General features: G+C 70.5%; 24 protein-coding genes and 1 tRNA gene. 15 read left to right on the top strand and 10 right to left on the bottom strand.

What is annotated here, in order from left to right; translation table 11 throughout:
* The first annotated feature begins 59 nt into the window (after positions 1 to 59).
* From ACQPZF_RS32265 to pabB, 3 genes are all read left to right on the top strand, one after another.
* Positions 60 to 563, top strand: a complete 504-nt coding sequence (locus tag ACQPZF_RS32265; protein WP_433263463.1) for a SigE family RNA polymerase sigma factor — start codon at positions 60 to 62, stop codon at positions 561 to 563.
* Positions 560 to 1,513 (top strand): hypothetical protein, encoded by a 954-nt coding sequence (locus ACQPZF_RS32260; RefSeq protein ID WP_433263461.1) that lies wholly within the window; start codon positions 560 to 562, stop codon positions 1,511 to 1,513. The genes ACQPZF_RS32265 and ACQPZF_RS32260 overlap by 4 nt, the downstream gene beginning before the upstream one ends.
* A gap of 94 nt (positions 1,514 to 1,607) precedes the next feature.
* On the top strand, positions 1,608 to 3,611 hold the full coding sequence (gene pabB / locus ACQPZF_RS32255; RefSeq protein ID WP_433263458.1) for an aminodeoxychorismate synthase component I: 2,004 nt from the start codon (positions 1,608 to 1,610) through the stop codon (positions 3,609 to 3,611).
* An 80-nt stretch (positions 3,612 to 3,691) separates the two neighbouring features.
* Here the strand turns inward: pabB and ACQPZF_RS32250 are convergent, their stop codons facing one another.
* A complete protein-coding gene (locus ACQPZF_RS32250; protein ID WP_121008267.1) occupies positions 3,692 to 4,033 on the bottom strand; it encodes a histone-like nucleoid-structuring protein Lsr2 in 342 nt (113 codons plus the stop codon).
* A 274-nt stretch (positions 4,034 to 4,307) separates the two neighbouring features.
* On the opposite strand from ACQPZF_RS32250, the gene ACQPZF_RS32245 reads away from it, so the two are divergent.
* The 4 genes from ACQPZF_RS32245 to ACQPZF_RS32230 all read left to right on the top strand — a co-directional run bounded on the left by ACQPZF_RS32245 (position 4,308) and on the right by ACQPZF_RS32230 (position 6,128).
* Positions 4,308 to 4,589 carry a metal-sensitive transcriptional regulator gene (locus ACQPZF_RS32245; RefSeq protein WP_433263455.1) on the top strand — a complete coding sequence of 94 codons (282 nt, stop codon included), beginning with the start codon at positions 4,308 to 4,310 and terminating at the stop codon, positions 4,587 to 4,589.
* 123 nt (positions 4,590 to 4,712) lie between these two features.
* Positions 4,713 to 4,786, top strand: a tRNA-Leu gene (locus ACQPZF_RS32240).
* Positions 4,787 to 4,950: 164 nt separating this feature from the next.
* Complete coding sequence (locus ACQPZF_RS32235) at positions 4,951 to 5,472, top strand: helix-turn-helix domain-containing protein (RefSeq protein WP_433263453.1); 522 nt, start codon at positions 4,951 to 4,953, stop codon at positions 5,470 to 5,472.
* The gene (locus tag ACQPZF_RS32230; RefSeq protein WP_433263450.1) at positions 5,472 to 6,128 is read left to right on the top strand and encodes a nucleotidyl transferase AbiEii/AbiGii toxin family protein; all 657 of its coding nucleotides are present in this window, start codon (positions 5,472 to 5,474) and stop codon (positions 6,126 to 6,128) included. Before ACQPZF_RS32235 ends, ACQPZF_RS32230 begins: the two co-directional genes overlap by 1 nt.
* A gap of 331 nt (positions 6,129 to 6,459) precedes the next feature.
* On the opposite strand, the gene ACQPZF_RS32225 is transcribed toward ACQPZF_RS32230, so the two are convergent.
* From ACQPZF_RS32225 to ACQPZF_RS32210, 4 genes are all read right to left on the bottom strand, one after another.
* Complete coding sequence (locus tag ACQPZF_RS32225) at positions 6,460 to 7,065, bottom strand: hypothetical protein (RefSeq protein WP_433263448.1); 606 nt, start codon at positions 7,063 to 7,065, stop codon at positions 6,460 to 6,462.
* 136 nt (positions 7,066 to 7,201) lie between these two features.
* On the bottom strand, positions 7,202 to 10,051 hold the full coding sequence (locus tag ACQPZF_RS32220) for an ATP-binding protein (protein WP_433263446.1): 2,850 nt from the start codon (positions 10,049 to 10,051) through the stop codon (positions 7,202 to 7,204).
* A 250-nt stretch (positions 10,052 to 10,301) separates the two neighbouring features.
* Complete coding sequence (locus ACQPZF_RS32215; protein WP_433263444.1) at positions 10,302 to 11,192, bottom strand: alpha/beta hydrolase; 891 nt, start codon at positions 11,190 to 11,192, stop codon at positions 10,302 to 10,304.
* A gap of 35 nt (positions 11,193 to 11,227) precedes the next feature.
* Complete coding sequence (locus ACQPZF_RS32210; protein ID WP_433263442.1) at positions 11,228 to 11,842, bottom strand: GNAT family N-acetyltransferase; 615 nt, start codon at positions 11,840 to 11,842, stop codon at positions 11,228 to 11,230.
* 118 nt (positions 11,843 to 11,960) lie between these two features.
* Here ACQPZF_RS32210 and ACQPZF_RS32205 point away from each other — a divergent pair, with 118 nt between their 5' ends.
* Positions 11,961 to 12,911 (top strand): TetR/AcrR family transcriptional regulator C-terminal domain-containing protein, encoded by a 951-nt coding sequence (locus ACQPZF_RS32205; protein WP_433263440.1) that lies wholly within the window; start codon positions 11,961 to 11,963, stop codon positions 12,909 to 12,911.
* Between the two features lie 18 nt (positions 12,912 to 12,929).
* Here ACQPZF_RS32205 and ACQPZF_RS32200 read toward each other — a convergent pair whose 3' ends face one another.
* The 3 genes from ACQPZF_RS32200 to ACQPZF_RS32190 all read right to left on the bottom strand — a co-directional run bounded on the left by ACQPZF_RS32200 (position 12,930) and on the right by ACQPZF_RS32190 (position 15,855).
* Positions 12,930 to 13,646, bottom strand: coding sequence for a hypothetical protein (locus tag ACQPZF_RS32200; RefSeq protein WP_433263438.1), 717 nt, complete (start codon positions 13,644 to 13,646; stop codon positions 12,930 to 12,932).
* Positions 13,647 to 13,654: 8 nt separating this feature from the next.
* Entirely contained in the window at positions 13,655 to 14,473 is an 819-nt protein-coding gene (locus ACQPZF_RS32195) for a hypothetical protein (protein ID WP_433263436.1), read from the bottom strand.
* Positions 14,474 to 14,553: 80 nt separating this feature from the next.
* The gene (locus ACQPZF_RS32190) at positions 14,554 to 15,855 is read right to left on the bottom strand and encodes a pentapeptide repeat-containing protein (RefSeq protein WP_433263434.1); all 1,302 of its coding nucleotides are present in this window, start codon (positions 15,853 to 15,855) and stop codon (positions 14,554 to 14,556) included.
* Positions 15,856 to 15,947: 92 nt separating this feature from the next.
* On the opposite strand from ACQPZF_RS32190, the gene ACQPZF_RS32185 reads away from it, so the two are divergent.
* The 4 genes from ACQPZF_RS32185 (at position 15,948) to ACQPZF_RS32170 (ending at position 20,602) form a co-directional block, all read left to right on the top strand.
* Entirely contained in the window at positions 15,948 to 17,375 is a 1,428-nt protein-coding gene (locus ACQPZF_RS32185) for a substrate-binding domain-containing protein (protein ID WP_433263432.1), read from the top strand.
* 37 nt (positions 17,376 to 17,412) lie between these two features.
* Entirely contained in the window at positions 17,413 to 18,510 is a 1,098-nt protein-coding gene (locus ACQPZF_RS32180) for an FAD-dependent oxidoreductase (RefSeq protein WP_433263431.1), read from the top strand.
* Between the two features lie 14 nt (positions 18,511 to 18,524).
* Positions 18,525 to 18,797 (top strand): hypothetical protein, encoded by a 273-nt coding sequence (locus ACQPZF_RS32175; RefSeq protein ID WP_433263429.1) that lies wholly within the window; start codon positions 18,525 to 18,527, stop codon positions 18,795 to 18,797.
* A gap of 317 nt (positions 18,798 to 19,114) precedes the next feature.
* Complete coding sequence (locus tag ACQPZF_RS32170) at positions 19,115 to 20,602, top strand: alpha/beta fold hydrolase (RefSeq protein WP_433263427.1); 1,488 nt, start codon at positions 19,115 to 19,117, stop codon at positions 20,600 to 20,602.
* Positions 20,603 to 20,621: 19 nt separating this feature from the next.
* On the opposite strand, the gene ACQPZF_RS32165 is transcribed toward ACQPZF_RS32170, so the two are convergent.
* A complete protein-coding gene (locus tag ACQPZF_RS32165; protein WP_433263425.1) occupies positions 20,622 to 20,798 on the bottom strand; it encodes a hypothetical protein in 177 nt (58 codons plus the stop codon).
* 159 nt (positions 20,799 to 20,957) lie between these two features.
* Between ACQPZF_RS32165 and ACQPZF_RS32160 the strand changes: the two genes are divergently transcribed.
* Complete coding sequence (locus ACQPZF_RS32160) at positions 20,958 to 21,671, top strand: nitrilase-related carbon-nitrogen hydrolase (protein WP_433263423.1); 714 nt, start codon at positions 20,958 to 20,960, stop codon at positions 21,669 to 21,671.
* A gap of 45 nt (positions 21,672 to 21,716) precedes the next feature.
* Positions 21,717 to 22,082 (top strand): nuclear transport factor 2 family protein, encoded by a 366-nt coding sequence (locus tag ACQPZF_RS32155; protein ID WP_433263420.1) that lies wholly within the window; start codon positions 21,717 to 21,719, stop codon positions 22,080 to 22,082.
* Between the two features lie 12 nt (positions 22,083 to 22,094).
* On the opposite strand, the gene ACQPZF_RS32150 is transcribed toward ACQPZF_RS32155, so the two are convergent.
* Positions 22,095 to 22,730, bottom strand: coding sequence for a TetR/AcrR family transcriptional regulator (locus tag ACQPZF_RS32150; RefSeq protein ID WP_433263418.1), 636 nt, complete (start codon positions 22,728 to 22,730; stop codon positions 22,095 to 22,097).
* 69 nt (positions 22,731 to 22,799) lie between these two features.
* On the opposite strand from ACQPZF_RS32150, the gene ACQPZF_RS32145 reads away from it, so the two are divergent.
* Positions 22,800 to 23,450 carry a hypothetical protein gene (locus ACQPZF_RS32145; RefSeq protein WP_433263417.1) on the top strand — a complete coding sequence of 217 codons (651 nt, stop codon included), beginning with the start codon at positions 22,800 to 22,802 and terminating at the stop codon, positions 23,448 to 23,450.
* The last annotated feature ends 338 nt before the right edge of the window (positions 23,451 to 23,788 follow it).

Genomic DNA, 23,788 nt, shown 5'->3' with positions numbered 1-23,788 from the left:
TGCAACCGTCCGAGGCTCCGCGCGCGTGACTAACCCGTATCGCGGGATGGGGAGGACGAATGAGTGATCGGGACGCCGCGTTCGCCGAGTACTTCGGGACGCGGTCCGAGGCCATGCGTGGCACGGCGTACCTGCTGTGCGGCGACTGGCACCGTGCCCAGGACCTGGTCCAAACCACGTTCACCAAGCTCTACGTGGCGTGGGACCGGATCGACCGGCACGAGGCACTCGACGCCTACACCCGGCAGACGCTGGTCCGGACGTTCGTGTCCGACCTGCGCCGGGGCTGGTTCCGCAAGGAGCGCGTGAGCGACTCGACGCCGGAGACCGCCGGCGTCGGTCGGGGGTCGGCGGAGGACCGGCTGGTGCTGCTCGCGGCGCTGGCCAAGGTGCCGCCGAGGCAACGCGCGGTCCTCGTCCTGCGGTACTGGGAAGACCTGTCGGTCGAGGAGACCGCCAGGGCGTTGCGCTGTTCCGAGGGAACGGTGAAGAGCCAGGCCGCGCGGGGGCTGCAGACGCTGCGCGGCCTGATCACCCCGCAGCAGGGAGAAAAGGTGCGATGAACGAGCACGAGCTGAAGAGCGCGTTGCAGGACGCGATGGTGGCGAGCAGCCCGCCGCCTCCGATGAATCCCGAGGCTGCCGTGGAGGCGGGCCGGGCGGCCAAGCGGCGCCGCAAGGCAACGTGGGGCGGCGCGGTGGCCGGTCTCGCGGTGGTGGCGATCGCCGTGGGCGCGGTGCTGGTGCCGCAGCTCACCGGGGGTGCCGGCGACGGCGGCGTGATCAACGCAGGCGGGCCGTCGACCACGCCGTTGTCGGTGTCCCCGTCGCCGGGCGACGTGGTCACCGTCACGCCGACGAACCCGAGCGTCAAGCCGCCGAACCCGAGCGTCACGCCGACCGCTCCGGCGGGCGACACGAGCACGCCGTGGCCGGACGGGCAGACGGACCGGACGGCCAGCAGCGGGCCGCGCGCGGACAAGTCCGTGCGGATCCTGAACGACCTGGGCTCGGCTCTCCCGCCGGGCTACCAGGCGGTGGACAAGCAGCCGGTCGGCGAGCGGTGGTTCGGGCCGATGCGGTCCGCCCAGTCCCAGTTCGCCGACTACTACGACGGCGACAAGCAGGTCTGGGAGTACATGGGCACGACCCCGGTCACGCAGCAGGGCTCCTCGGGGGTGGGCAAGCTGTGGATCCAGGTCATGACCAAGGGCAACCGGCACTCGTCGATCTCCTCGCCGTGCGACGCGGTGAACGGGAACTGGCCGATCCAGGGCCCGTGCGAGGTGCGTGAGGTCGGCGGCAAGAAGGTCGGCTTCGCCACCGGCACGGCGACGGGCGAGGACGCCAACCTGGACCAGCTCGCCGTGTACAAGCACGACGACGGCACGGTGGTGTTCGTCGGGCAGGCCCGGGAGTTCTACCGGTCGGGCCACCCGCCGCTGGCCGGGCCGATCCTGACGCCGGAGCAGTTGACGGCGCAGGCCGTCGACGCGAAGTACCACCTGGACTGAGTCGGGGTAGGACCGGAGGGGCCGGGACAGGGTGTGTCCGGCCTCTCCGGGGTACTCCATCCGGGTGTCGCGGCAGGTAGCGTGCTGTGTTGCCATGCGGACCCTGCTGATCGACAACTACGACTCGTTCACGTTCAACCTGTTCCAGTACCTCGCGCAGGTGAACGGGCGGGAACCGGTCGTCATCGCGAACGACGACCCGGGCTTCCGGATGTCCGATCTGCGCCGGTTCGACAACGTGGTGATCTCACCCGGTCCCGGCCGTCCGCAGAACCCGGCCGACTTCGGCCTGTGCCGCGCGGTGATCGACCACGCGGATCTCCCGCTCCTCGGTGTGTGCCTCGGCCACCAGGGGCTCTGCCTGTCTTACGGCGCTTCCGTCGGGCTGGTGACGCCGCGGCACGGGGTGGTCGACCTCGTCCGGCACACCGGGACGGACCTGTTCGCCGGCCTGCCGTCCCCGTTACCCGTGGTGCGGTACCACTCGCTGGCCGTTTCCGACCTGCCCGCCGAACTCCAGGCCGTGGCCTGGGCCGCCTCGGACGACGTGCTGATGGGCGTGCGGCACCGCTCCCGGCCCGCGTGGGGTGTGCAGTTCCACCCCGAGTCGATCTGCACCGGGTCCGGGCACGCGCTGCTGGCGAACTTCCGCGACCTCAGCGGCGGGACCGCGGGCGCCGCCGATCCTGTGCCGCCGGCCGCTGTGGCGGCCCCTGCGCGTGAGGTGACCGTGCGGAGGGTGGACGTCCACCCGTCACCGGAACAGGTGTTCTCGGCGCTGTACGGGGGTTCGTCGGACGCGTTCTGGCTGGACAGCAGCCTGGTGGGGGAGCGGGGCCGGTTCTCCGTCATGGGGGACGCCGGTGGGCCGCTGGCGCGGGTGGCGACCTACGACGTGTGGACCGGACGGGTCAGCGTCGGGGACGACGAGTTCGACGGGCCGTTCTTCGACTGGCTGGAGGCCGACCTGGCGGCGCACCGGGTGGCCCCGCCGGACGTGCCGTTCGAGTTCGCGTTGGGCTGGGTGGGGTATCTCGGCTACGAGCTGAAGGCGGAATGCGGCGGCGCGGCGGCACACCGTTCGGAGCAGCCGGACTCGGCATTCGTCTTCGCCGACCGGGCGCTCGTCTTCGACCACGTGGAGCGGTGCGTCTACTTGTTGACGTTGACCGATTCGGACGACTGGGTGCGGCGCACCGCGGCGGTGCTGGAGGCGTTCGACGAGCGGCCCGTTGTAGGGGCGGCGGGCGCCGTCGTGGGCTCCGTTCGGCTGCGGCACAACCGGGCTCAATACCTCAAACTCGTGGATGCGTGCCAAGAAGCCATCACCGCGGGCGAGAGCTATGAGGTATGCCTGACGAACATGGTGACGTGGCACGGCGCCGTGGACCCGTGGGAGGCGTACCGGTTCCTGCGGGCGGAAAGCCCGGCCCCGTTCGGGGCGTTGCTCCGTTTCGGCCCGCTGTCCGTGCTCAGCACTTCACCCGAGCGGTTCATCCGAGTGGACCGGCAGGGTGTCGTGGAATCGGAGCCAATCAAGGGCACGAGGCCGCGGGGGGCGACGCCGGCGGCCGACCGGGCTTTGCGCACAGCCTTGGCGACCAGCGCGAAGGACCGGGCCGAGAACCTCATGATCGTGGACCTGGTCCGCAATGATCTGGGGCATTGCGCGGAAGTCGGCAGCGTCGAGGTGCCCAGGATCTTCGCGGTGGAGAGCTACGCGACCGTGCACCAGCTCGTCAGCACCGTTCGGGCGAGACTTCGGCCCGGCAGTTCGGCGGTCGCGGCGGTTAGGGCGGCGTTCCCCGGCGGCTCGATGACCGGTGCGCCCAAGATCCGGACAATGCAGATCATCGACGGGCTGGAAGCCGGGCCCAGGGGCGTCTACTCGGGTGCCCTCGGTTACTTCTCGCTGTCCGGAACGGCCGACTTCAGCATCGTCATCAGGACGCTGGTCGCGGACCGGGACAAGGTGAGTTTCGGCGTGGGCGGGGCGGTCATCGCGCTGTCCGACCCGGCCGAGGAATTCGAGGAGACGGCCGTCAAGGCGACCGCCCTGCTGAGCCTGCTCGGCACCGCGTTTCCAGGCCGACTGTGAATGTTCACAGTAGGTCTGACCTGCGGTTACCCCCTGTGGTCGGTTTGTTGCCGGCCACAGGGGATAACACGCGAAGCGGCTCAGGAAGCGTGGGCTTCCTGGAACTGCACGACCAGGCCCTGGGGAATGCGACCGCGGTCCGAGATCTGGTGCCCCTGGGCCCGCGCCCAGTCCCGAATCGCCTGGGCCTGAGCCTTGTCACCAGCCTTTACCGTGCTCTTGCCGCTGCCCTTGCGCTGCTTGCGCCCACCGGCGCGGCGCGCCTTGGCGACGAAGTCGGCCAGGGACTCGCGGAGCTTGTCCGCATTGTCCTTGGAGAGGTCGATGGAGTACTCCACACCGTCCAGCGCGAAGGTCACGGTCTCGGCGGCTTCGCTGCCGTCGAGGTCGTCGATGAGTTGGACGACGGTCTGCTGTGCCACTGTTCCTCCGTGTGTGCTCGCATAGCGCGTGTTGCCGTCGACTTGTATCTGCGCCACACGCTTCGGACGACACCATAGTGCACGGAAGGAATATCGCCTAACCTTTCGACGCGAAAATGTGACTGATGCCCCCGGACGGGTCATTTCGCAGCTAAACCGGTCACCCCGAAATGTGAGGCCGGCCTTCGCGGTCACACGTGGTGCCGGTCACACTCGGACGGGTGGCCTATCCTGGGGTGCGGATACCCGCCCAGGGTAGGGAAGGCCGGGAGCGATGCACGGTTACACAGCGGACAAGGACGCTTACCTCAAGCGCCTGCGCCGCATCGAGGGACAGGTCCGCGGCCTGCAGCGCATGGTCGAGAACGACGAGTACTGCATCGACGTCCTCACCCAGATCTCGGCGGCGACCAAGGCCCTGCAGGCGGTGTCCCTGGGCCTCCTGGACGAGCACCTGAAGCACTGCGTGGCCCAGGCCGTCGCCGAGGGCGGCGAAGTGGCGGAGGAGAAGCTCGCCGAGGCAACCGCGGCAATCGGCCGCCTGGTCCGCTCCTGAGGGTCCGTCCCGGGCTCCGCGACGGACCCCGTCGGTCGGTTACTGTCGGACTGGACCGGGCAGCCGCGGCCGAGGGGTACGCGGCAGCCCGTCCACCTGATCGAGTAGAGTGCTCAGCCACCGGCCCCCGTAGCCCAATCGGCAGAGGCAGCGGACTCAAAATCCGTCCAGTGTGCGTTCGAGTCGCACCGGGGGCACATCGCAATACAACTTCGATTCGGCCCCTGACCGGTTGTTCCGCTGGTCGGGGGCCGAACTCGTTCTGCCTGGCCGACGCTCGTCGGGTGCGCGCTGGGTGCGGGTTGTCGCAGGCGAACTCGCGGCGTAACGTATCCCATCGGATACGTTACTGGAGGCCGGCATGGCGGATATGGCGGCGATGCTCGCGCAGGCGAGGCGCGCTGCGGGGCTCAGCCAAGAGGAACTGGCACGTCGAGCAGGTACTTCGCGGCCGACGCTGTCCGCCTACGAACACGGACGAAAGTCGCCCACAGCGGACACGTTGGGGCGGTTGCTCGCTGAGGCCGGTCACGAGTTGGTGGTCGTGCCCGTGCCGCGGGTTGTCGAGCACGTGAGCTCGCGTGGTCGCGTGGTCTTCACGTTGAGCGAGCTTCCTCGGCTTCCGGCGGTCCGGGCTTTTTCCGTTGTGACCCTGCCGATCCACTTGAACTGGTCTGCGCCGGGGCGGCGGTTCAACCTGGCCAACCGGTCCGAACGTGCGCGCGTCTACGAGATCGTGCTTCGCGAGGGCGCGCCGGAGGACGTGATCACGTACGTGGACGGTGCTCTGCTCATCGACTTGTGGGACGAACTCGTCCTTCCTCGTGACGTTCGAGCCGCTTGGTCGTCGGTTGTCGGTCGTGCTGCGGGAGAGGCCGCGTGATGCCTGACGAGTCGTCTCCGGAAGGCTTGACGGACTTCCAGGTCGAGGTGGCCAGGGTGTTCTTCGGTCTTGCGGAGAGCGAGGGGTTCCTGCTCGCCGGAGGCGCGGCACTGGTGGCTCAGGCCTTGACCGACCGGCCCACACAGGACTTGGACTTCTTCGCGGGCCCCGACAGCGGAGATATCGTTGCCGCTCGTGACGCCTTCGAAACGGCTGCGCAAGAGCGCGGCTGGTCTGTGCGGCGGGTGCGGGACGGGGTGACGTTCTGTCGGCTAGTGGTCTCCGGGCCGGATTCGCTGGTGGTCGACCTCGCTCTCGACACGCCTCCCAGCAGGCCGCCCACAGCCAGCTTCATCGGGCCGACGTTCGACTTGGAGGAGCTGGCCGGCCGTAAGACGCTCGCCCTGTTCGACCGTGCGGAAGCTCGCGACTTCACGGACGTCTACGCGCTGGTCCAGCGTTATGGCAAACAATTGCTGCTCGCCCGCGCCGCTGAAGTCGACATGGGGTTCGACATGGCGGTCTTCGCGCAGATGCTCGGAACGCTGTCCCGCTTCGAGGACAGCGAACTCCCCATCCCCGGCGACCGGGTGTCGGAACTTCGGTCGTTCTTCGCGAGTTGGGCCGTCGAGCTGGTTGACGACCGCGCTAGTTGATCATCCTTTGTGGACCCAACTGTCCATGGAAGTGTCCATGAACCGCTGTGCCACCGCGCCTGGGCCACCTCTACGATGCAACCGCGGGACTCGGTCACCAACCCGACGCCGCTGATGGCGGGCCTTCGGGTGGGCAGCGGGTGTGTGACGTCGGCGTCGCTACCGGCGTGAGGGCCGACCCGACCCGCCACCCACGCACAAGCCCGCGAAGCCGAGAACGACGTGCCGGCCAGTGCGTCATCGGAGCGGCATGGCGGCGGTCCGGTCGTGCAGTGGCCTGTGGCCGGCGCGGGAAGTCGGCCGGCCACAGGCGGTGCGAGTGCGGGGCGCGTCAAGCGGTGATGTTCTTGAGCCTGCGGGGTTTGTAGTCGTCGGGCTTGAGGCCGTACGCCAGCTTGCGGTAGGTGGTGCCGTGGCCGCCGCGTTGCTCGTAGGCCCAGTACTGGGTGCGGGCGGCGTCGGCCCACTTCTCGAAGATCACCACGTGTCGGAAGTCGGCGCCTGGTCGGTCGTCCTTGTCGATGAACAGGTCGCCGGGCTGCATGTCCCGCACGGCGATCGGCACGGTGTAGGTGTCGAACAGGCCGACGGTGTTGGGTCCGCCGCCGGCTTTGGGGAGTTTTGCGGCCATCGACACGTATCCCGAGCAGTCCTGCCGGTAGCCGTCCTTCCAGATCTTGGTCATGCTGTACGGCACGGGCTTGCCGCCGTTGGCGGTCAGCCATCCCTTCGCGCGGGCCAGCAGCTCCGCCCTGGTGACCTTGTCCGCCTCGGCGACGCGCTCGTCGGACGCGATCTGCGACACCCGTGGGTATGCGGCTGCGTGGGTGTTCCCGGTCGTGTTCGCCTGAGCCTGCAGGGCCGTCAGCGTCAGGCCGGTCGCGACGCCGACCCAGGCGAGTCCGTGCCGCAGCAGCCGGTTCTTCCAGTAGCTCATGGTTCTCTCGCATTCTGTGCTGTGGGATCGAGGCGGTTCCGTGGATAGTCGGAAGCCTTACCCGTTCCTGTGAATCCCTGTGCGATGAGAATCCCGATTGCCGGGGTCGGGGACATCAGGTGGACTACGTAGTCGACTACGGAGATGGCGCGTCCGTGCCGCGTCCCCACCGGGCGGCGAGGGCGGCGCGGGTGTGTAGCCCCAGCTTGTCGAAGACGTGCGCGAGGTGGGTTTCGACGGTGCGGGTGCTGATGTGCAGGGCACGGGCGATGTCCCGGTTGGACCGGCCGTCGGCGGCGAGCGCGGCGATCTCGCGTTCCCGTGCGGTGAGGCCGTCGGTGGCCGCTCCGCCCGGTGTGGACAGTCGGCGTCCCCACTGGTGGGCTTGTGCGAGGGTGGCCAGCGCGCCGCAGTCCTCGGCCAGCCGGATCGCTTTGGTGAGCGCGGCGCGGGCGGCGTCGACCGAGGTCGGGGTGTGGGCACGGGCGGCGAGCAGCCAGGCGTCGGCGGCTTCGTGCGGCGCCTTCGCGCGGAGGAACAGCTCCGCCGACCGCTCGGCGTGTTCGGCCGCGTCCGGATCGCGCCGCGCGAGCAGTGCCCTGGCCTCGGCTCGCGTGGCCAGGGCGGTGTGGGTGGGCAGATCCGGCGCGGCTGCCTCGCGGGCGTGTGCGGCGAATTCGGCGGCCCGGTCGGGATGACCGTCCTCGACGGCCAGTCGGCAGAGGGCCTCGTGGAAGCAGGGGCGCAGCACCGGGTCGACCAGGGGAGCCGGGGGTCCGCCCACGGCGTCGAGCAGCAACTCGAAGGCGCCTGTCCCGTCGGTGGCCGCGATGGCGGAGGCGTGCGCGAGTGCCACTTGCTGCCCGGTGAACCGCATGCCCAAGCGGGTCGACGCGGCGCGGGCGGCGGCGCGCAGCGCTGCCTGCGGCTGTCCCCGCAGCAAGGCGACCATGCTGTACTCGGCCAAGGCGCGCGCTTGGATCTCGGGGCTGGGGAGGATCATGGCCGCGTCGACGGCCTCGATGGCCGGCTCGTCGAGATCCCGGAGCCTCCCGAGGCACCGCAGGTACCGCACGCGGAAGGCGAGCATGCGGCTGGCCGCATGCTGCTGTCCGGTGTCGCGGGCGATGGCGAGGACGCGCTCCACGTGGCGCAGCGCCTCGTCGGGGCGGTCCAGCACCATCGCACAGAAAGCGACCCACACCAACGGCTGGAGGTTGCGCTCGGCGGCCTCGGCGTCCGACAGCCCGTCGACCAGGTCGATCGCGGTGTCGGTCCAGCGGCGTCCTTCGGCGAGGTCGAGGCGCAGGACGTGGTGCAATCCCAGGGCGGCGCAGACTTCCGCCCGCAGGCCCCGCAGGCCGTGCCGCTCGGCGATCCGCAGCGCTTCGTGGATCAGCCGGGTGTCGGATTCGTCGACCGGAACGGCGAGCAGCTTCGCGGTCACGACGGACAGGCGCAGTTCGGCGCCGTGCGGGGTGGTGTCGTCCGGCAGGGCCTCCAGTTCCCGCCGGGCGAAGGCGGACGCCTGCTCCACCCGCCCCAACAGGCGGTCCATCCGCGTGCCCAATCCGACGACCGCTGTGCGCAACGCCAGGTCGTCCGAGGACACGGCGAGAACTTCGTCAAGGATCTCCCGAGCCCCGAGCAGGTCCCCGGCCAGTGCCACCGCGCGACTGCGGGCGAAGAGCAGACCTTGTCGCCGCTGCGCGTGGTCGGGGGTATCGGGAAGCAGGTCGACGGCGGCCCGCAACCAGTCGGCCGCCGCGGCGGGCACCCGGCCCATGGCCCGGCCCGCGGCGTCGACCAGCACGGTGATGGCGGCCTCGTCACCACGCCGCGCGCAGTGCTGGAGGTGCTCGGCGCGCAACTCGACGGGTGCCGCGTCCTCGGTGTAGGCCGCCGCGGCGGCGGCGTGACCTGCCACGCGTTCGGCCGGCGTCAGCGACTCGTACACCGCGGCGAGCACCAGCGGGTGCCGGAACGACACCCGAGCGGCTTCCGCCGGACAACGGAGCACGTCAGCGGCGAGCAACGTCTCCAGCCCCCGGCGGAAGCCGGCGGTGGGCAGCCCGCTCATCCGCTCGGCGACCCGCGGGTCGAACTGGTCGCCGAGCACCGCCGCCGCACCCGCCACCCTCAGGGCGACACCGTCGAGCCCGGTGAGTTCCGCCCGGAGCGCGGCCATGGCGTCGGCGGGCCTCGGTCCGGCCCGTTCCAGCGCGTCCAGGTAGAACGGGTTGCCGCCACTGGCCTCGTACAGCCCGTCGTGGCGCTCCGCGGCGACACCCCGCGCGGCGAGCAGCCGCCCCACATCCCGGCGGGACAGCGGGTCCAGCCGCACTCGTCGCACCGTTCCGGCATCGACACCACGGCCGAGTTCGGCCACCAGCCGGGTCGACGCCTGCCTCGGCCGGTGCGCGATGACCAGCAGCGTCGGCGCCGCGACCGGACGCCGGACCAGGTACCCCAGAAGCTCGGCCGAAGCCTCGTCGGCCCAGTGCGCATCGTCGACGACCAACGCTGTCCGGGACCGCAGGGCCATACCGTCGAGCAACATCCGCAACGCCCGGAGCAGCCGGTGCCCCGTCGGCGACGACACCGGTCCGGTCGCGAGCGCGGGGAACAGCGAGCCGCACATGTCCAGCGAGGACGCGTCCAGCGGCGGTCGCCAGCCCAGTCGCGACAACCGGCCGAGTTCGTCCTCGACGGCGTCGACCAGCACCCCGAAGGCCACCACACGCTGCGACTCGCTGGCCCGCGCCTCCAACACGCGCACACCGCGCGCCGCCAGCCGGTCGCGCCAGCCGGCCAGCAGACAGGATTTGCCGATACCGGGCTCGCCGGAAAGCTCCACCGCCCTCAGCACGGACGTCTCCGGCGGGCCCCAGACATCGTCCGCGACGTCATCGATGACACGCAGTTCCTCGTCGCGCCCCATCATCGTGGGATGCCCCGCAAGCCCACCCGTCCGCAACGACGTCACGTCTCCACCATGGATCAACGTCACCGCGTTGTGGGCTCCCGACACCGAATTCACCCACTCGTGGAACCCCCGGCACCGGCTGGGGCTCCGGCCGCCGGCCCGTGAAGGGATCTACGCTGCCGTGGTGGTGGACCTCGGCGGTGGCCACGGTGGCCTGCTGCCGGCCGTGCTGCGCCACCACACGGTCCGCGCAGTCCTGGCCGCAGCGGAAACCCCCAGCCGGGTAACGGTTTGGGGGATGCGCGTCGGGTCAGCGACTGGCGAGTCCGGCCAGGATCTCCACCAGGTCGGGTCGGTCGAACGGGCCGACGTGGGGGGCTTCGATGCTGCGCACGTCGGTCGGGTTGTCCGGGGTGAGGCGGTCGGCTTCGGTGATGAAACGGTCTTGCAGGGCCGGTGGGATCAGGCGGTCGCGGGTGAAGCGCACGTACGTTCTGGGGATGCGGCCCCAGGTGTGCGCTTCGCCCCTGGCTTCGGCCAGCGGGATGGCGGCTGTCTCGTCCGGCTCCAGCATGTTGAGCAGTCGGCTCACCCCTTCGTCGGTGAAGTCGGCGGCCAGGCACTGTTTGACGGCCTGGAACACCGCCGGGTCGGCCGAGCGCCAGTTGAGCCGGTTCACGCCCAGCACCGTCGGGTCGGCGACGATCGCCGCCTGGATCAGGGGGAGCAGGCTGTCGCTGTTCTCCGGGGTTTCCAGGTAGGCGGCCAGGTTCGGCAGGTCCACGCAGCAGTACGCGGCCATGTACACGACCCGGTCGAGCAGTTCGGGAATGGCGTTGCCGACCCTGCTGACGGTGACGCCGCCCTGGCTGGCCCCGGCCAGGATCACGGGTCCGTGGCGGCGGGCGCGGCGCACTACGTCCACGACGCGTTCCACGTAGTCGTCGATGGTGATCTCGGCCAGCGGGGACGGTTCGGTCGCCAGCGCTGCCAGGTCCTGCGGGGCCTGGTACGCGCGGGGGAAGAAGCCCTCCGCGCCGTGGCCCGGGAGGTCTACCGCCACGGTCCGGTGGCCGCGGAGGGTGAGTTCGGAGACCAGGCCCGTGCACCAGAAGGACGAGGTGTTGGTGCCGTGCACCAACACCAGGGTCGGCGGTCGCCGATGACCGCCGTGGTCGACGGGAGCAGGTTCGTGGGTCATTGACGTTTCCTTCTCTGCTTGATGGTTCCGGACGGTCAACGGCGCGGTTGGCGCCACATCGGCTGAAGGGGCGGGCTGTCGGCCACGTGAACCGGCTCGCCGAGGTCCTCGAACCCGTGTCGGAGGTAGAGGGCACGGCTGCGGGACGAACTCGCTTCCAGGTGCACGGCCAGTCCGTCGGCGTCCGCTTGCGCCAGCCGGTGGCGCAGCATCGCCGAGCCGAGTCCGGCGCCCTGCCGCCCGCCGACCACCCCCATGCACGAGAGGTAGAGGTGCGGTTCGTGCACGGGGTGCCGGCCCGCCAACGCCTGGCCCAGGGCCGACAGTCGCGTGCCGCTCTCGCCGAAGATCGTGGTCGGGTCCGCCGCGGTCGTCTCCGCGGCGTGATCCTCATGGGGTGTCCGGCCGGCGGCCAACGTCAGCCAGATCGACGCGCCCTCGCGATGGCCCACGAGGTAGGCCTTTCCGGCGGGATGGGTGAGCAACGGGCGGTAGAAGTGCGGCTGGAGACGGCCTCGTTCGCCGGTGTCGGGAAAGAGCCAGCAGACGACGGGATCGTCCATGAATGCCTCGGTGAGGACGTCCACCACCGCTCGGTAGTCCGCGTCCGCTGCCGGTCGCACGGATGCGTACGGCGTATCTACGGTCATGAGTACACCGTATCGACGGAGACCGGAAAATCCGCCATAGCAAGCAGATCAAACAGATAAAGTGTACTAGCCGGACTGGATTGAACTAGTACACTTGCCGAGGGATCGGAGGTCACTCATGTCACCAGGGCAGCGACCGGAACCGCCTTACCGGCGGATCGTCGCGGAGATGCGCGCCCGCATCCTGACCGGTGACCTGCGGCCCGGTGATCGGATGCCGTCCACCCGGCAGATCGCCCAGCGGTGGGGCGTCGCCCTCGCGACCGCGACCAGGGTGATGGCCACCCTCCGCGACGACGGGCTGGTCGAAGCGAAGGTCGGCTCCGGCACGGTGGTCAGCGCGCGCGCCGGCCACCGACAGCCGGCCAACCCGACCGCGGCGCCGGGATCGCGGCCGGCCGGCGTCGTCAAGCAGGCACTGAGCCGCGGGCACGTTCTCCGCACCGCCATCGCGATCGCCGACGCCGAAGGGCTCGACGCCGTGTCCATGCGGCGGCTGGCGGCCGAACTCGGGGTCGGTCCGATGTCGCTGTACCGGCACGTGGCGAACAAGGACGAACTGGTGACGGAGATGGCCGACGCAGCCTTCGGCGAGCCGGAACTGCCCGTCCCGGGGCCGGCCGGGTGGCGGGCCAAGCTCGAACTGATCTCCCGCCGGCAGTGGGAGCTGTGCCGGCGGCACCTCTGGCTGCCCAGGGCCGTCTCGTTCACCCGCCCGCTGCTCGTGCCCAACGTGATGGCACACACCGAGTGGACGCTGCGCGCGCTCGACGGGCTCGGACTGCCGATGGCGACCCGGGTCCGGGAAGCGCTCACCCTGCACGCGCTGGTCCTCACCAGCGCGCTGTCCCTCGCGGACGAGGTCGATGCCGAGCAGGACACCGGTGTGACGCTCGACGGGTGGTGGCTGGCCCAGCGGAAGCGGACCGACGAACTCCTCGACAGCGGACGGTTCCCGTTGCTGGCCACGGTTCCCGGCGAAACGGTGGCGGACCTGGACGGGTTGTTCGAGTACAGCCTCGCCCGCCACCTCGACGGGTTCGCGGTCTTGGTGGCGGGGCAGGCCTGAACGCCGAAGCCCGGCGGGCTAGGCCGGCTGCAGCGCGAACTGGTCGTAGAAGGCGGTCTTGATGTTCGCGATCGCTTCCTCGGTGTGCTTGAAGCACTCCCGTTCGCCCGCCGACCGGAGTGCCTGCCACAGCCGGACACCGAGCTGGTCGGAGTGGGTCGACGCCAGCGGTGAGGCCTCCGCGAGCGGGCGGACCTTGGCGTCGTGCACCTTGTGCGGCAGGTAGAACGTCGACCGCTCGCCGAGGACCGGTCCGATGCGGGCCCACAGCTCCTCGTACTCGACCGCGACCAGGACCTCGCCCCAGAACCGCAGCACCGTCAGCAGCGCGACGTCCGGGTGCTCGCCCGCACCGGCCTCGCTGATCAAGTCGAACGTCGCCGTGATCGACTCGACGGTCGCCCGCGTCGGCCGGCTGGTGACGAGGTCCCGCCGCGGCACCCCCAGCCGCAGGATGTCCTCCTTCATCTCCTCCCGGTGCGACGGACTGCGCCCGTCCTCGCCCGGGTACTCCTCGCGCAGGATCGTGCGGGCGATCCGCACGCTCTGCTCGTCGGTCAGCAGGTCGATCGCGAGGTCGTAGGCCGGCGTGAACGCGAGCGACAGGAACCGCCGCTGGAGCAGCAGCGCCTGGAACTCGCCCTCGGGCAGCCGCGCCACGTTCGCCAGCACCGGGTGGGCCCGGACCCGCGCGATCAACGCGTCTTCGAACTCGTCCAACTCGTGCACCGCCATCACTCCTGTCACAGCCGTTTGCGGTCCAGGTCGCGTTCCCAGTGGAGGGGGTCGATCTCCACGCCGATATCCCACAACGTGTCCAGTTCCTGCTGGAACTGCCGCCCGAGCAAGGTGGAACCGCCTTGGATCTCCAGTTGCGGCGACTCGATCGCGAGCTGGCCGTGCATGAACACGCTGACGTAATAGTGCTCGTCCGCCTTGTACACCGCGACGGACGGCAGCGAGTTGAACACCTTCACCGTCAACTGCGCCGCCCTGCGCCGTTTCTCGGTGAGCAACTCCTCCAGGATGGCGAAGTTGTGCCCCACACCCTTCTTCACGCTCCACTCGGGGTTGTTCCGGCCGCGCGCCCGCAACGCGTCGTCACGCACCGAGGCGACCAGCGAGTTCGGGTACAGCAGCAGGATGCGGACCTCCGCGCGCCGGTCCAGCGCGTCGGCCAACGCCTCCTTGAGCCGTTGCAGGTTCGGGATCCAGGTGTTCAGGATCGTCACCTGCCGCGCCTGCCCGATGCACCGGAGGTAGTCCTCGTTGGGCAGGCTCGGGTGCACCGCCACCAGCCCCTGCTCGGAGCCCTGCGCGACGGCCCGCCGCACCCAGTCCACCTTGGCGTCGATCTCGTCCAGCTTGGCGAAACCGTCGACTTCGAGCGTCACCACCAACGCCATGGAACCCAGCAGCAGCAGGGTTATCTTCTGGATCGTCCCGCCCGGCGCCACCTTGTCCAGCCAGCCGACCAGGTCGGCCAAGGCGACCAGGATCGACAGGCCCGCCGCCGCGAACAAGCCGATCCGTTCCGACGTGCGGCGCAAGTTGCCTGCCATGATGTGGTGCGCCCTCCGAAATTGATCGATCAAGTCTGGTCAGCGCCACCGGGTGTGTCAAGTGCCGGCGGGTCGCTCCGCTACCGCCCCAGCCGCGTGACGAACCACCGCCACACCGCGGGTCGGGGCCTGGCCGGCGCGCCGACCTCGACGCCGCGGAGGTCCGCGACATCGGCGAAGTGGGCGCGCAGCAGGGCACGGTGTTCGGCGAAGCGCGCGCCCACGAACTCGGCCGGGCCGAGGAACCGGGCGTCGGTGAACTCGGTGTCGCCGCGGAACTCCGTGCCCAGGAAACGGGCCTCACCCGAGGTGCGGGAACGGGTGAAGCGGGCGGCTCCCGCGAAGTGCGCCGTGCGGAACACGACGTCGCCGTCGAAGTGGGCGGCGGTGAAGTCGGCGTCGCCGGAGAAGGCCGCGTTGCGGAACTCGACCGGCCCGGCGAAGCGCGCGCCGGCGAAGGCCGTGTCCCGGACGAAACGCGTGCCCTGGAACGTGGTCGTGCCGGCGAACCGCGCCCCGACGAACCGGGCGGCCCGCAGGTGGCAGTCGCTCAGGTCGAGGTCGGCGAGCGTCGCGCCGGACAGGTCCAGGTCCGTGTCCGGCCAGAACTTGGCGTTCGTCGGACGCTGCCTGCGGTCGAGGACGGGGCGCAGGTGGTCGGCGAGGATGCGTTGGGCGGCAAGCCGCACCTGGTCGTCGCGGCGCGGCGTGCCGGGCTTGCGCATCCCGCTCGGCACCGGCACCGGGATGCGCAGGTACGTGCAGATGACGTCGACGATGGTCTTGCGGTGCTCGGGGTGCTGCTGCGCCAAGCGTTCCAGCGCGTATAACCCCGCGAGTCGGACGACCGGGTCCTTGTCGGTGCCGAACTGGTCCGCGGCCTTGTGGTACAGCTCGGTGACCCGGCGTTCGGTGGCGTCGATCTCGGCGTGCGCCTGGGTGCGCTCGCCGAGCCACTGGCGCCGCATGGTGACCAGCAGCGCCAAGGCGCCCGCACCGGCGGCCCCGATGCCCAGCCCGGTCTTCACGGCGTCGAGGCGGGTCGTCGGGTCGGTGGCCGGGGCGAGGCCGAGCACCGCGGTCAGCCCGATCCACGTCGTCGCGGTCACCAGGGCGAGCCCGGCGGCGATCATCCACCAGCGCAGGGGGCGCAACGGCGTCCCGGACCCCGGGCGCACCGGCCGGCGCACCACCGCCGCGCCTGCCGCGAGGCACCCGATGCCCAGCAGGAGCAACGCGACCAGCGGCGCGTGGTCGCGCAGCCACGTCAGCGGACCGTGCCACCGGAGCACCCCGGACACGCCCAGACCGAGCAGCACCAGCACCGCGGTGCCGAACGCGAGCAGCCCGACGCCCTCGCCGAACGGTCTGCCTGACGCCATCCCGGTCCGCACCGCCCTTCCGCCGCTGTGCAACTGTAGCGACCGGGCAGCCGATAGCATCCGCGCTGTCGGAGGTCTGGGAGGGCGCGCGAATGACCGGCGTGAACGTGTTCAGCCTGGGGGTCGCCGTCCTCGCGCTGTTCCTGTCGATCGTCCTCTACGCGTACGACCGCTACTTCCTGCGCCGCAGGCAGCTCACCTACCGCATCCAGCTCGACGCGCCGATGACGACCGATCCGGCCATCGGGTCCATGGTGCTGCGGCACGGCCGGAGCGAGGTCGAGCACCCGAGCCAGGTGCTGCTGTCGGTCGGCAACAGCGGTGCCCTGCCGATCGAGCCCGCGGACCTGGTGGAAGGGCTCACGATCAGCTTCCCCGGCCGGCGGGTCGTGGCGGTCGAGATCCCCCACGCGTACCCCGAAGTGCTGCGCAAGGTGCTGCTGGACAGGCTGGAGCACGACGAGTTCTCCGGCGAGTCCGAGATCGCCCTGCCGCGCGTCCCGCTCAACCGCCGGGACCGGTTCAAGCTGCTGGTGCTGTTGTCCGGCGACGGCGACGAGGTGCACGTCCGCGGCTCGGTCAGGAACGGTCGGGTCGCCCCCGAGAACAGTCGGGGCCGGACGACCCGCCTGGTGGCCGTGGTGCTGGCCTTCGTGTTCGTCGGGGCCCTCGTCACCACCGGCTACGACGCGCTCCGGCGCCCGTCGTCGGGCGTGCGGTGCGAGGCCGGGCAGTTGCAGGTGCTCGCCGCGTCCGATGACCGCGACCTGCTGAGGTCCGTGGCGGAGGACTACTCGGACGCCTGCCCTGACGCGCAAGTGACTGTGACGCAGAGCAGTCCGGCGGTGCGCACCCTGCGCGCGCTGGCCGAGAAGGACCCCGACCTCGCCGGCAGGGCGGTGGCGTTCGCGCCGGAGACCGATTCCGGGGCGTTGCTCGTCCGGCCGGTGTACGCCGTCGTCTACGTGGTGGTGGTCAACCCGTCGACCGGGGTGGACGACCTGACGGTCGAGCAGCTCCGGTGGATCCAGAGCGGGCGGGTGACCAACTGGAACCAGGTCGGCGGCAACGACCTCCCGATCCGGCTGGTGGGCCGCGCCGCCGAGGCGGGCAGTCGACGGCTGTTCGAGCAGAAGGTGTTGAACGGCCGGGAGGAGCCGGCGACCTCCGGCGACTGCCTCACTAATCATTTGGAGCCGACGGGGCCGGTCATCCGCTGTGAGCGGGCGACGGCGGCCGAGGTGCTGCGGACCGTGGAGCAGGTGCCGGGAGCGATCGGGTACGCGCGCAACGCCGGCCTCTCGGGCGTCAGGACCGTGACGATCGAAGGCGAGGAGCCGGGACCGGCCACGCTGCGCACCGGACGCTACCCGTTCTGGGCGGTGACCAACGCCTACACGACCGGCGTCCCGACCGGGGTGGCCTCGGCTCTGCTGGATTTCCTGGGCGGCGACGGTGCGCAGACGAAGGTGCGGGATGCGGGACTCGTGCCGTGCGGGCGCGCCGACTCGCTCTGCTAGTGCCGAGAGCGAGCCGGGATGAAGGGCGGGACGCGAGATGAGTCCGACTCACGCCGTGGTTCTGGGTGGTGGCCTGGCGGGCATGCTGGCGGCGTCGGTGCTGGCGCGCCACCTCGATGCCGTGACGGTCGTGGAGCGGGATGTCCTCCCCGAGGGACCGGCTTTCCGGGCCGGGCTGCCCCAGGGACGTCATGCGCACCTGTTGATGTCCGGCGGGGCGCGCTGCGTCGAGAGGCTTCTTCCCGGCACGCTCGACCGGCTGACCGCGGCCGGGGCCCATCGCGTCGGCATCCCCGACGACCTGGTGTCCTTGTCCTCGCAGGGATGGCTCCGCCGGTTCCCCGAGATGCAGTTCATGATCACCTGCAGTCGCCCGCTGCTGGACTGGGTGGTGCGCGCACAAGTGTTGCGCGACAAGAGGATCACGGTCCGCGAGAACACCGGGACCGGCGGGCTCGTCGGCGACCGGACCAGGGTGACCGGGGTCCTGCTGGAGGACCGCGGGAACCACCGGCGGACCCGCCTGGACGCGGACGTCGTCGTGGACGCGACCGGCCGCGGTTCGAAGATGAAGCAGTGGCTGGGCGAACTCGGCCTCCCGGACGTGTGCGAGGAGCGCGTCGACTCCGGTCTTGCCTATGCCACCAGGATCTTCCGCGCCCCCGGCCGGGCCGCGGCCGGTTTCCCGATCGTCAACGTCCAAGCCGACCCGCGTGCGCCGCGGCCGGGGCGGACCGCGACGCTGCTGCCGATCGAGGGCGGCCGGTGGCTGGTCACGTTGTCCGGCACCCGTGGCGGCGAGCCGACCACCGACGAGGACCGCTTCGTGGACTTCGCGCGGTCGGTTCGTCATCCCGTCGTCGGTGACCTCATCGCCGACGCCGAGCCGCTGGGCCCCGTCTACGGCTCGCACAGCACCGTGAACCGTCGTCTGTACTACGAACGACTCCGGTCCTGGCCTGATGGCCTGCTGGTGATCGGTGACGCGGTCGCGACCTTCACTTCAACCCGGTCTACGGGCACGGCATGTCCGTCGCGGCGCACAGCGGGGTGGCACTCGACACCGAGCTGGGCAGCCATGGCCTGGCCCCCGGGAAAGCCCGCCGCATCCAGCGGTCGATCGCCCGGACCGTGAACGGGGCCTGGGCCATGGCCACCAACCAGGACATCCTCTACCCGGGCGCGATCGGCAAACCACTGCCGCTCACCGGTCGACTGCTCCAGCGCTACGTCGACCGGCTCGCCCTTGCCGCCACCAGCGAACCCGTTGTGGCCCTTGCCTTGCTCGACGCGTTCACGCTGTCGAAACCCATGACCGACCTGGCGCGCCCCGGAGTCGTGCTCGCCGCACTTCGCGGGCCCCGGCGCCCGGCGGTCGCTGAACCTCCCTTGACGACCGACGAACTCAAGCGGCTGAGCTAGCCCGCCCCAGGTCGAAGGTCCCGGCTCATCGAGGAGCTTCGAGGCGACCAAGGACTCTGTGCGCCGCGCCCGGCCTGGGTCAGCCTGGGATCGGATCACAGGAGGAGAGTTGGTCATGGACACCCGGACGGATGTGCGGTCGTCGCGGTGGTGGTGACGTTGCTGGGCCTGCCGATCGCCGCCGCGATCGGGTACCAGGTGCACGCGCCAGTCGGCGGTCGCCCGAGCGGATGAAGCGGGCGGGTTCGAGTCGCGGTGCTCCGGAATGCGCTTAACGTCCCGAAGGGGAAGTGCAGCGCGGTCCGAGAGGGGTAGCGATGTTCGCCGTACGGGGAACTTCGGTGGTGACGGCCGCGGTGGTCGCGCTGGCCGGCCTGGTGGGCACGTCGCATGCGGCGGCGCCCTCGTTCTCGTTGTCGGAGTTCAAGCCGTGTGACGACAATCCGGAGGCTTTGTGCGCGGTCTTGTCCGTGCCTGAACGGTGGGGTGATCCGCGTGGCGGGATGATCGACCTCCTGGTGGCGAAGCGGAGTGCGACCGCGAGCGGCTCCGCGTACAAGGGAGTGCTGCTGGCTGATGCCGGCGGCCCCCACGGAAATTCCGCCCAGAGCCTTTCCGGCAACGAGTACCACTCGTGGTACAAGAACTTCACCGAGCCGGTGCGCGAGGCTTTCGACATCGTCGCGATCAACGAACGCGAGGGGCAGATCAAGTGCGAGGGCCATCAGTTGGGCCCCAAGCCGCCGTTGGCCCCGGAGCGGGACACCTTCGACCGCGTGACCGCGGACAACGAACGCTACGCCGCCGGTTGCCGACCGGAGGCCTTGAGAAGGATCAACTCGTTGGACCGGGCGCGGGACTTGGACGCGCTGCGCCGCGCTCTGGGAGTCGTCAGGGTGAGCTTCTACGGCGTGTCCTATGGGACTGTGGTCGGGCAGGTGCTGGCCGACCGTTATCCGGGGAACATCCGGTCGATGGTGCTCGACAGCCCGCAGTACCCGAGGCTGAGCACCCGGGACTACCTCGTCAGCGCCGCGGCGGGCATCGAGGACATCGCCCACGGGTTCGCCCGCTGGTGCGAGGCACACCAGGAGGGGCAGTGCCGGAGTCTCGCGCGGGTGGTCGGGGCCGGCGGTGCGATCACCACCGAACAGGTGATCGACCACCTGCGGAAACTGAGCGCCCTGGCCGAGCAGGGGAAGCTGAAGGGCGTGACGCCCGACGAGGTGACCCAGACGTTCAACTACCTGAACCCGCTGAAGGACATCCCCGGCAAACTGGCAGCTCTGGCCGACACCCTGGCGGGTTGGGAGGCGGCCGGGCATCGGGGCCCCACCGTCGACGACGATCGGGAGCCCTCGCAGACCTTGCTGCGCTGCAACGACTTCTTCGACGGCACGATCAAGACCTACGAGCAGTGGTCGAGTCTGTGGCAGAGCAGCCGGGAGGTCGCGCCGATCGTCCGGACCGCCGACAACCACTGGACCTGGATGCGGGCGTGCCTGGGCACGGGCCTGGGCAAGGCTCCGGGCCAGTGGCGCCCGAAACCGTTCCCCACGGCGGTGCCGCTGCTGGTGACCTCGATGCGCTACGACGGCGCGACACCGTGGAACTGGGCGCGGGAACTGGCGAACGACGCGTCCGCCCGGTTGATCACGTACAACGGGTTCGGGCACGGCGCCTACGACGCCACGATCGAGCACCAGCCCGGCCGGGACTGCGTCGCCGGGCCGGTCGAGGACTTCCTCGTCAACGGGGTCGTGCCGGCCGGCGACAAAGAGTGCCGAGGAGCGACGGCGGCCTGAGCCTGCCGACGCTCGGCGGTCAGAGCATGGCCCACGCGGTGGTCAGCGCGGCGCGGAGGATCTGTTCCATCTCGTCGAAGTGCCGTTGTTCGCAGATCAGCGGCGGGGACAGTTGCACGACCGGCTCGCCCCGGTCGTCGGCGCGGCAGTACAGGCCGGTCGCGGACGGTTCGGGTGACAGGTAGCCGCGGAACACGCGTTCGCACTCCTGGGCCGTGAACGTCTCCTTGGTCGTCTTGTCCTTGACCAGTTCGATGCCGTAGAAGAAGTCATGCCCTTCGCCGTGGTGATCATGTCCGGCCGGTAGCCGTACGCGGGGTAGTCGTCGGCGTGCTCCGGCGCGCGGTAGAAGTTCGTGTTCGGCACCCGCACGGTGGTCGGCACCAGCGGCTCGAAGTCGCGTTTCGCGCCGGGGATGCCGGTGATCGACAGGGCGCCCGCCGAGGTGCCGTGGTGGGCCGGCGCGCGCCTGATCACCTTGTGCTTGGTCGGCCGACCGGTGAGCTTGAAGTACTGCTTGGCCAGCTTCCTGCTCGGCCGGACCCGGAAGCCGCACATCCCGCGCACGGCCGGGTACCACGAGGACAGGTACTTCCACGGCGGCCCGGCCGACGGCGAGCCGTACCCGGTGGTGGACCTGCCGTACGCGGCGGCCCCGGCCCGCATCGGCCTGCCGACGTGCTGGGACCAGTGGTTCCCGGAGGTGGCGCGGGCGTACTCGGTGAACGGCGCCGAGGTGATCGCCTACCCGACCGCCATCGGGTCCGAGCCGGACCACCCGGACTTCGACACGGAACCGCTGTGGCGCCAGGTGATCGTCGCCAACGGCATCGCCAACGGCACGTTCATGGTGGTGGCCAACCGGTGGGGCGACGAGGGGTCGATCACGTTCTACGGCTCGTCCTTCGTCTCCGACCCCTACGGCCGGGTGCCGGCCACCGCGCCACGCCACGAGGACGCGGTGCTCGTCGCGCCGCTGGACCTGGACCAGCGGCGCGACTGGCTGACCCTGTTCCCGTTCCTGGACACCCGTCGACCGGACACCTACGGCGTGCTGACGCGTCGGTGATGCCCCGGCGTTTCGCTCGACGGCGTGCCGGCTACCCAGCCGTGCATGGGAACAACCGAGGAGCTGTCCACCCTGGAGGAGCAGGGCTGGCGGGCACTCAGCACCGGCGGGGACGCCGCGACCGCGTTCTACGGTGAGGTCCTGGACGACACCGCGGTCATGCTGCTGCCCGGCGGGATGGCGCTGACCGAGCGCGACACCATCATCCGGTCGATGGCCGGCCGGCCGTGGTCGGCGTTCGAACTGGACGACGTCCGAGTCCTGCGGCCGGCCGACGACCTCGGGGTGGTCGCCTACGGGGTCACGGCCCACCGCGAGGGCGAGCCGGCGTACTCGGCGCTGATCAGCAGCCACTACGTGCGACGTGACGGCGGCTGGCGGCTCTTCTTCCACCAGCAGACGCCCCGCTGACGATCCGTCGGCCTACCTGTCCCGGCTCAGCAGCTCGCGGGCGAGCGCCGCGCCCCACCAGTGTTCGACCTGGTCGGGCGACCACGTGCGCTCGGTGGTGAGCGTGGTGTAGACGTCGATGTTGCACAGGGCGGCGTAGATGTCTACGGCGGTGGGCACGTCCAAACCCGGGCGCAGCGTGCCGTGCGGCCAGGAGGAGAACACCTGGACGCGGGTCTCGTCGGCCTGTCGACGGGCCTGCTGGTACAGGTCCGCCAACTCGGCTTCGGCACGGCCGGCCTCGCGCACCAGTGTGATGAGATCGCCCGAGCGTTCGAACAGCCGCCGGTCGTAGGCGGCCATCGCCGCGAGTTGCCGCTCGGGGTCCGGCGCGGCTGCCAGCTCGTCGAGCTGGCGCGGGAGGTCGGCGGACAGGTCCGCCGCGTCCGCCAAGGCCCAGACCAGGCCCGTCTTGTTCCGGTACGCCGCGTAGACGGTGGGCACGGAGACACCCGCCTCGCGTGCCACGTCGCGCACAGTGGTCGCCGCCCAGCCCTGCGCGACGAACAGCCGGCGGGCCGCTTCGGCGATCTCGGCCCTGGTCTGGTGCGCTTGCGCTTGGCGGCGCAGCGAGTCGTAACGGCGACCCTGCCCTGCCGGTGCCTCCATGATTGCCCTTTGACCTCCCTCGTCCTACATTGAATATAACACGCGTAAAATGAATCTCGGGGAGGTGCGGTGGGTCTCAGCGGCTTCGCGGGTCTCGGTGGCATCGCGTTCGTGCTGGCGGCGATCGCCATCAATGTCGCCTACGTCCGCGCACGGCTTCCGCTCCCGACGTCGGGCCTGGACCTCGATGCGGTCACGGACGCCTTCGCCGCCGTCGGCGACGCGCTGAAGAGGCCATCGGTGCTCGCCCCGGCCACCTGGCTGTTCACCACGGTGTTCGCGGCCGGACTGCTGGCCGAACTGTGGCGCGGCGGGTCGGGGCCGGGCGCGTGGGCGCTGGTGGGGTTCGGGGGAGTGCTCATGCAGAACGTCACGTTCACGTGCGTGGAGGCGCTGCGGTTCGGCTTGGCCTCGGCCGCCCGGCGCGATCGCGGCTCGGTGGCGGGCCTGTGGGGGCTGAGCAACGTGCTGTTCGGGTTCAACCAGGTCTTCCTGGCCATCGCGCTGCTGGGCTTCACCGTGGCCGGGGCCGGTGTCGGGCTCATCCCCGGCTGGCACGCGGTGCTCGGCTATGTCAGCGCGGCGTTGCTCTTCCTCTCCTCGTCAGCCAGTCCCCACAACGCCGACGGGGCCCACCGGGGCGCCGTGCTCGGCCTGGTCGGCTGGCTCGGGTGGGCCGCCTGGATCGTCGCCTGCAGCATCACCCTGCTCCGCCTCTAGGGCCGCGCTGCGCAACGAGGCGCACTTCCTGAGGTCGACGCTGCCGCTGCTGTTCACCTTCGTCGGCGCGAGCGTGCCGGCGCGTAGCGGTGCGTTGTGCCTGACGGCCGGGTGAACATCCGGGAAAGCCGGGTGAGCGTGCCCGCCTGCGGGTAGGGACTGCGGGATGGTTGCCAACCGCTGTCCGTTGTGGACGATGAAGCTCCCGGGTCCGACCGGGGCGCAGACGAATCCGCTGTGGGAATCCGGGTCGGATTCCCACAGCGGATTGCGGCATCCCGGCATCGGCCTACCATCGAACAGCGACGGTTCGACCGTCGGCCGTGCCGGTGGATGGG

It is taken from the genome of Actinosynnema sp. CS-041913 (genome assembly GCF_050942485.1).
In the GTDB taxonomy this organism is placed as follows: Bacteria; Actinomycetota; Actinomycetes; order Mycobacteriales; family Pseudonocardiaceae; genus Actinosynnema.
This window is presented reverse-complemented; position numbering and strand designations above follow the sequence as displayed.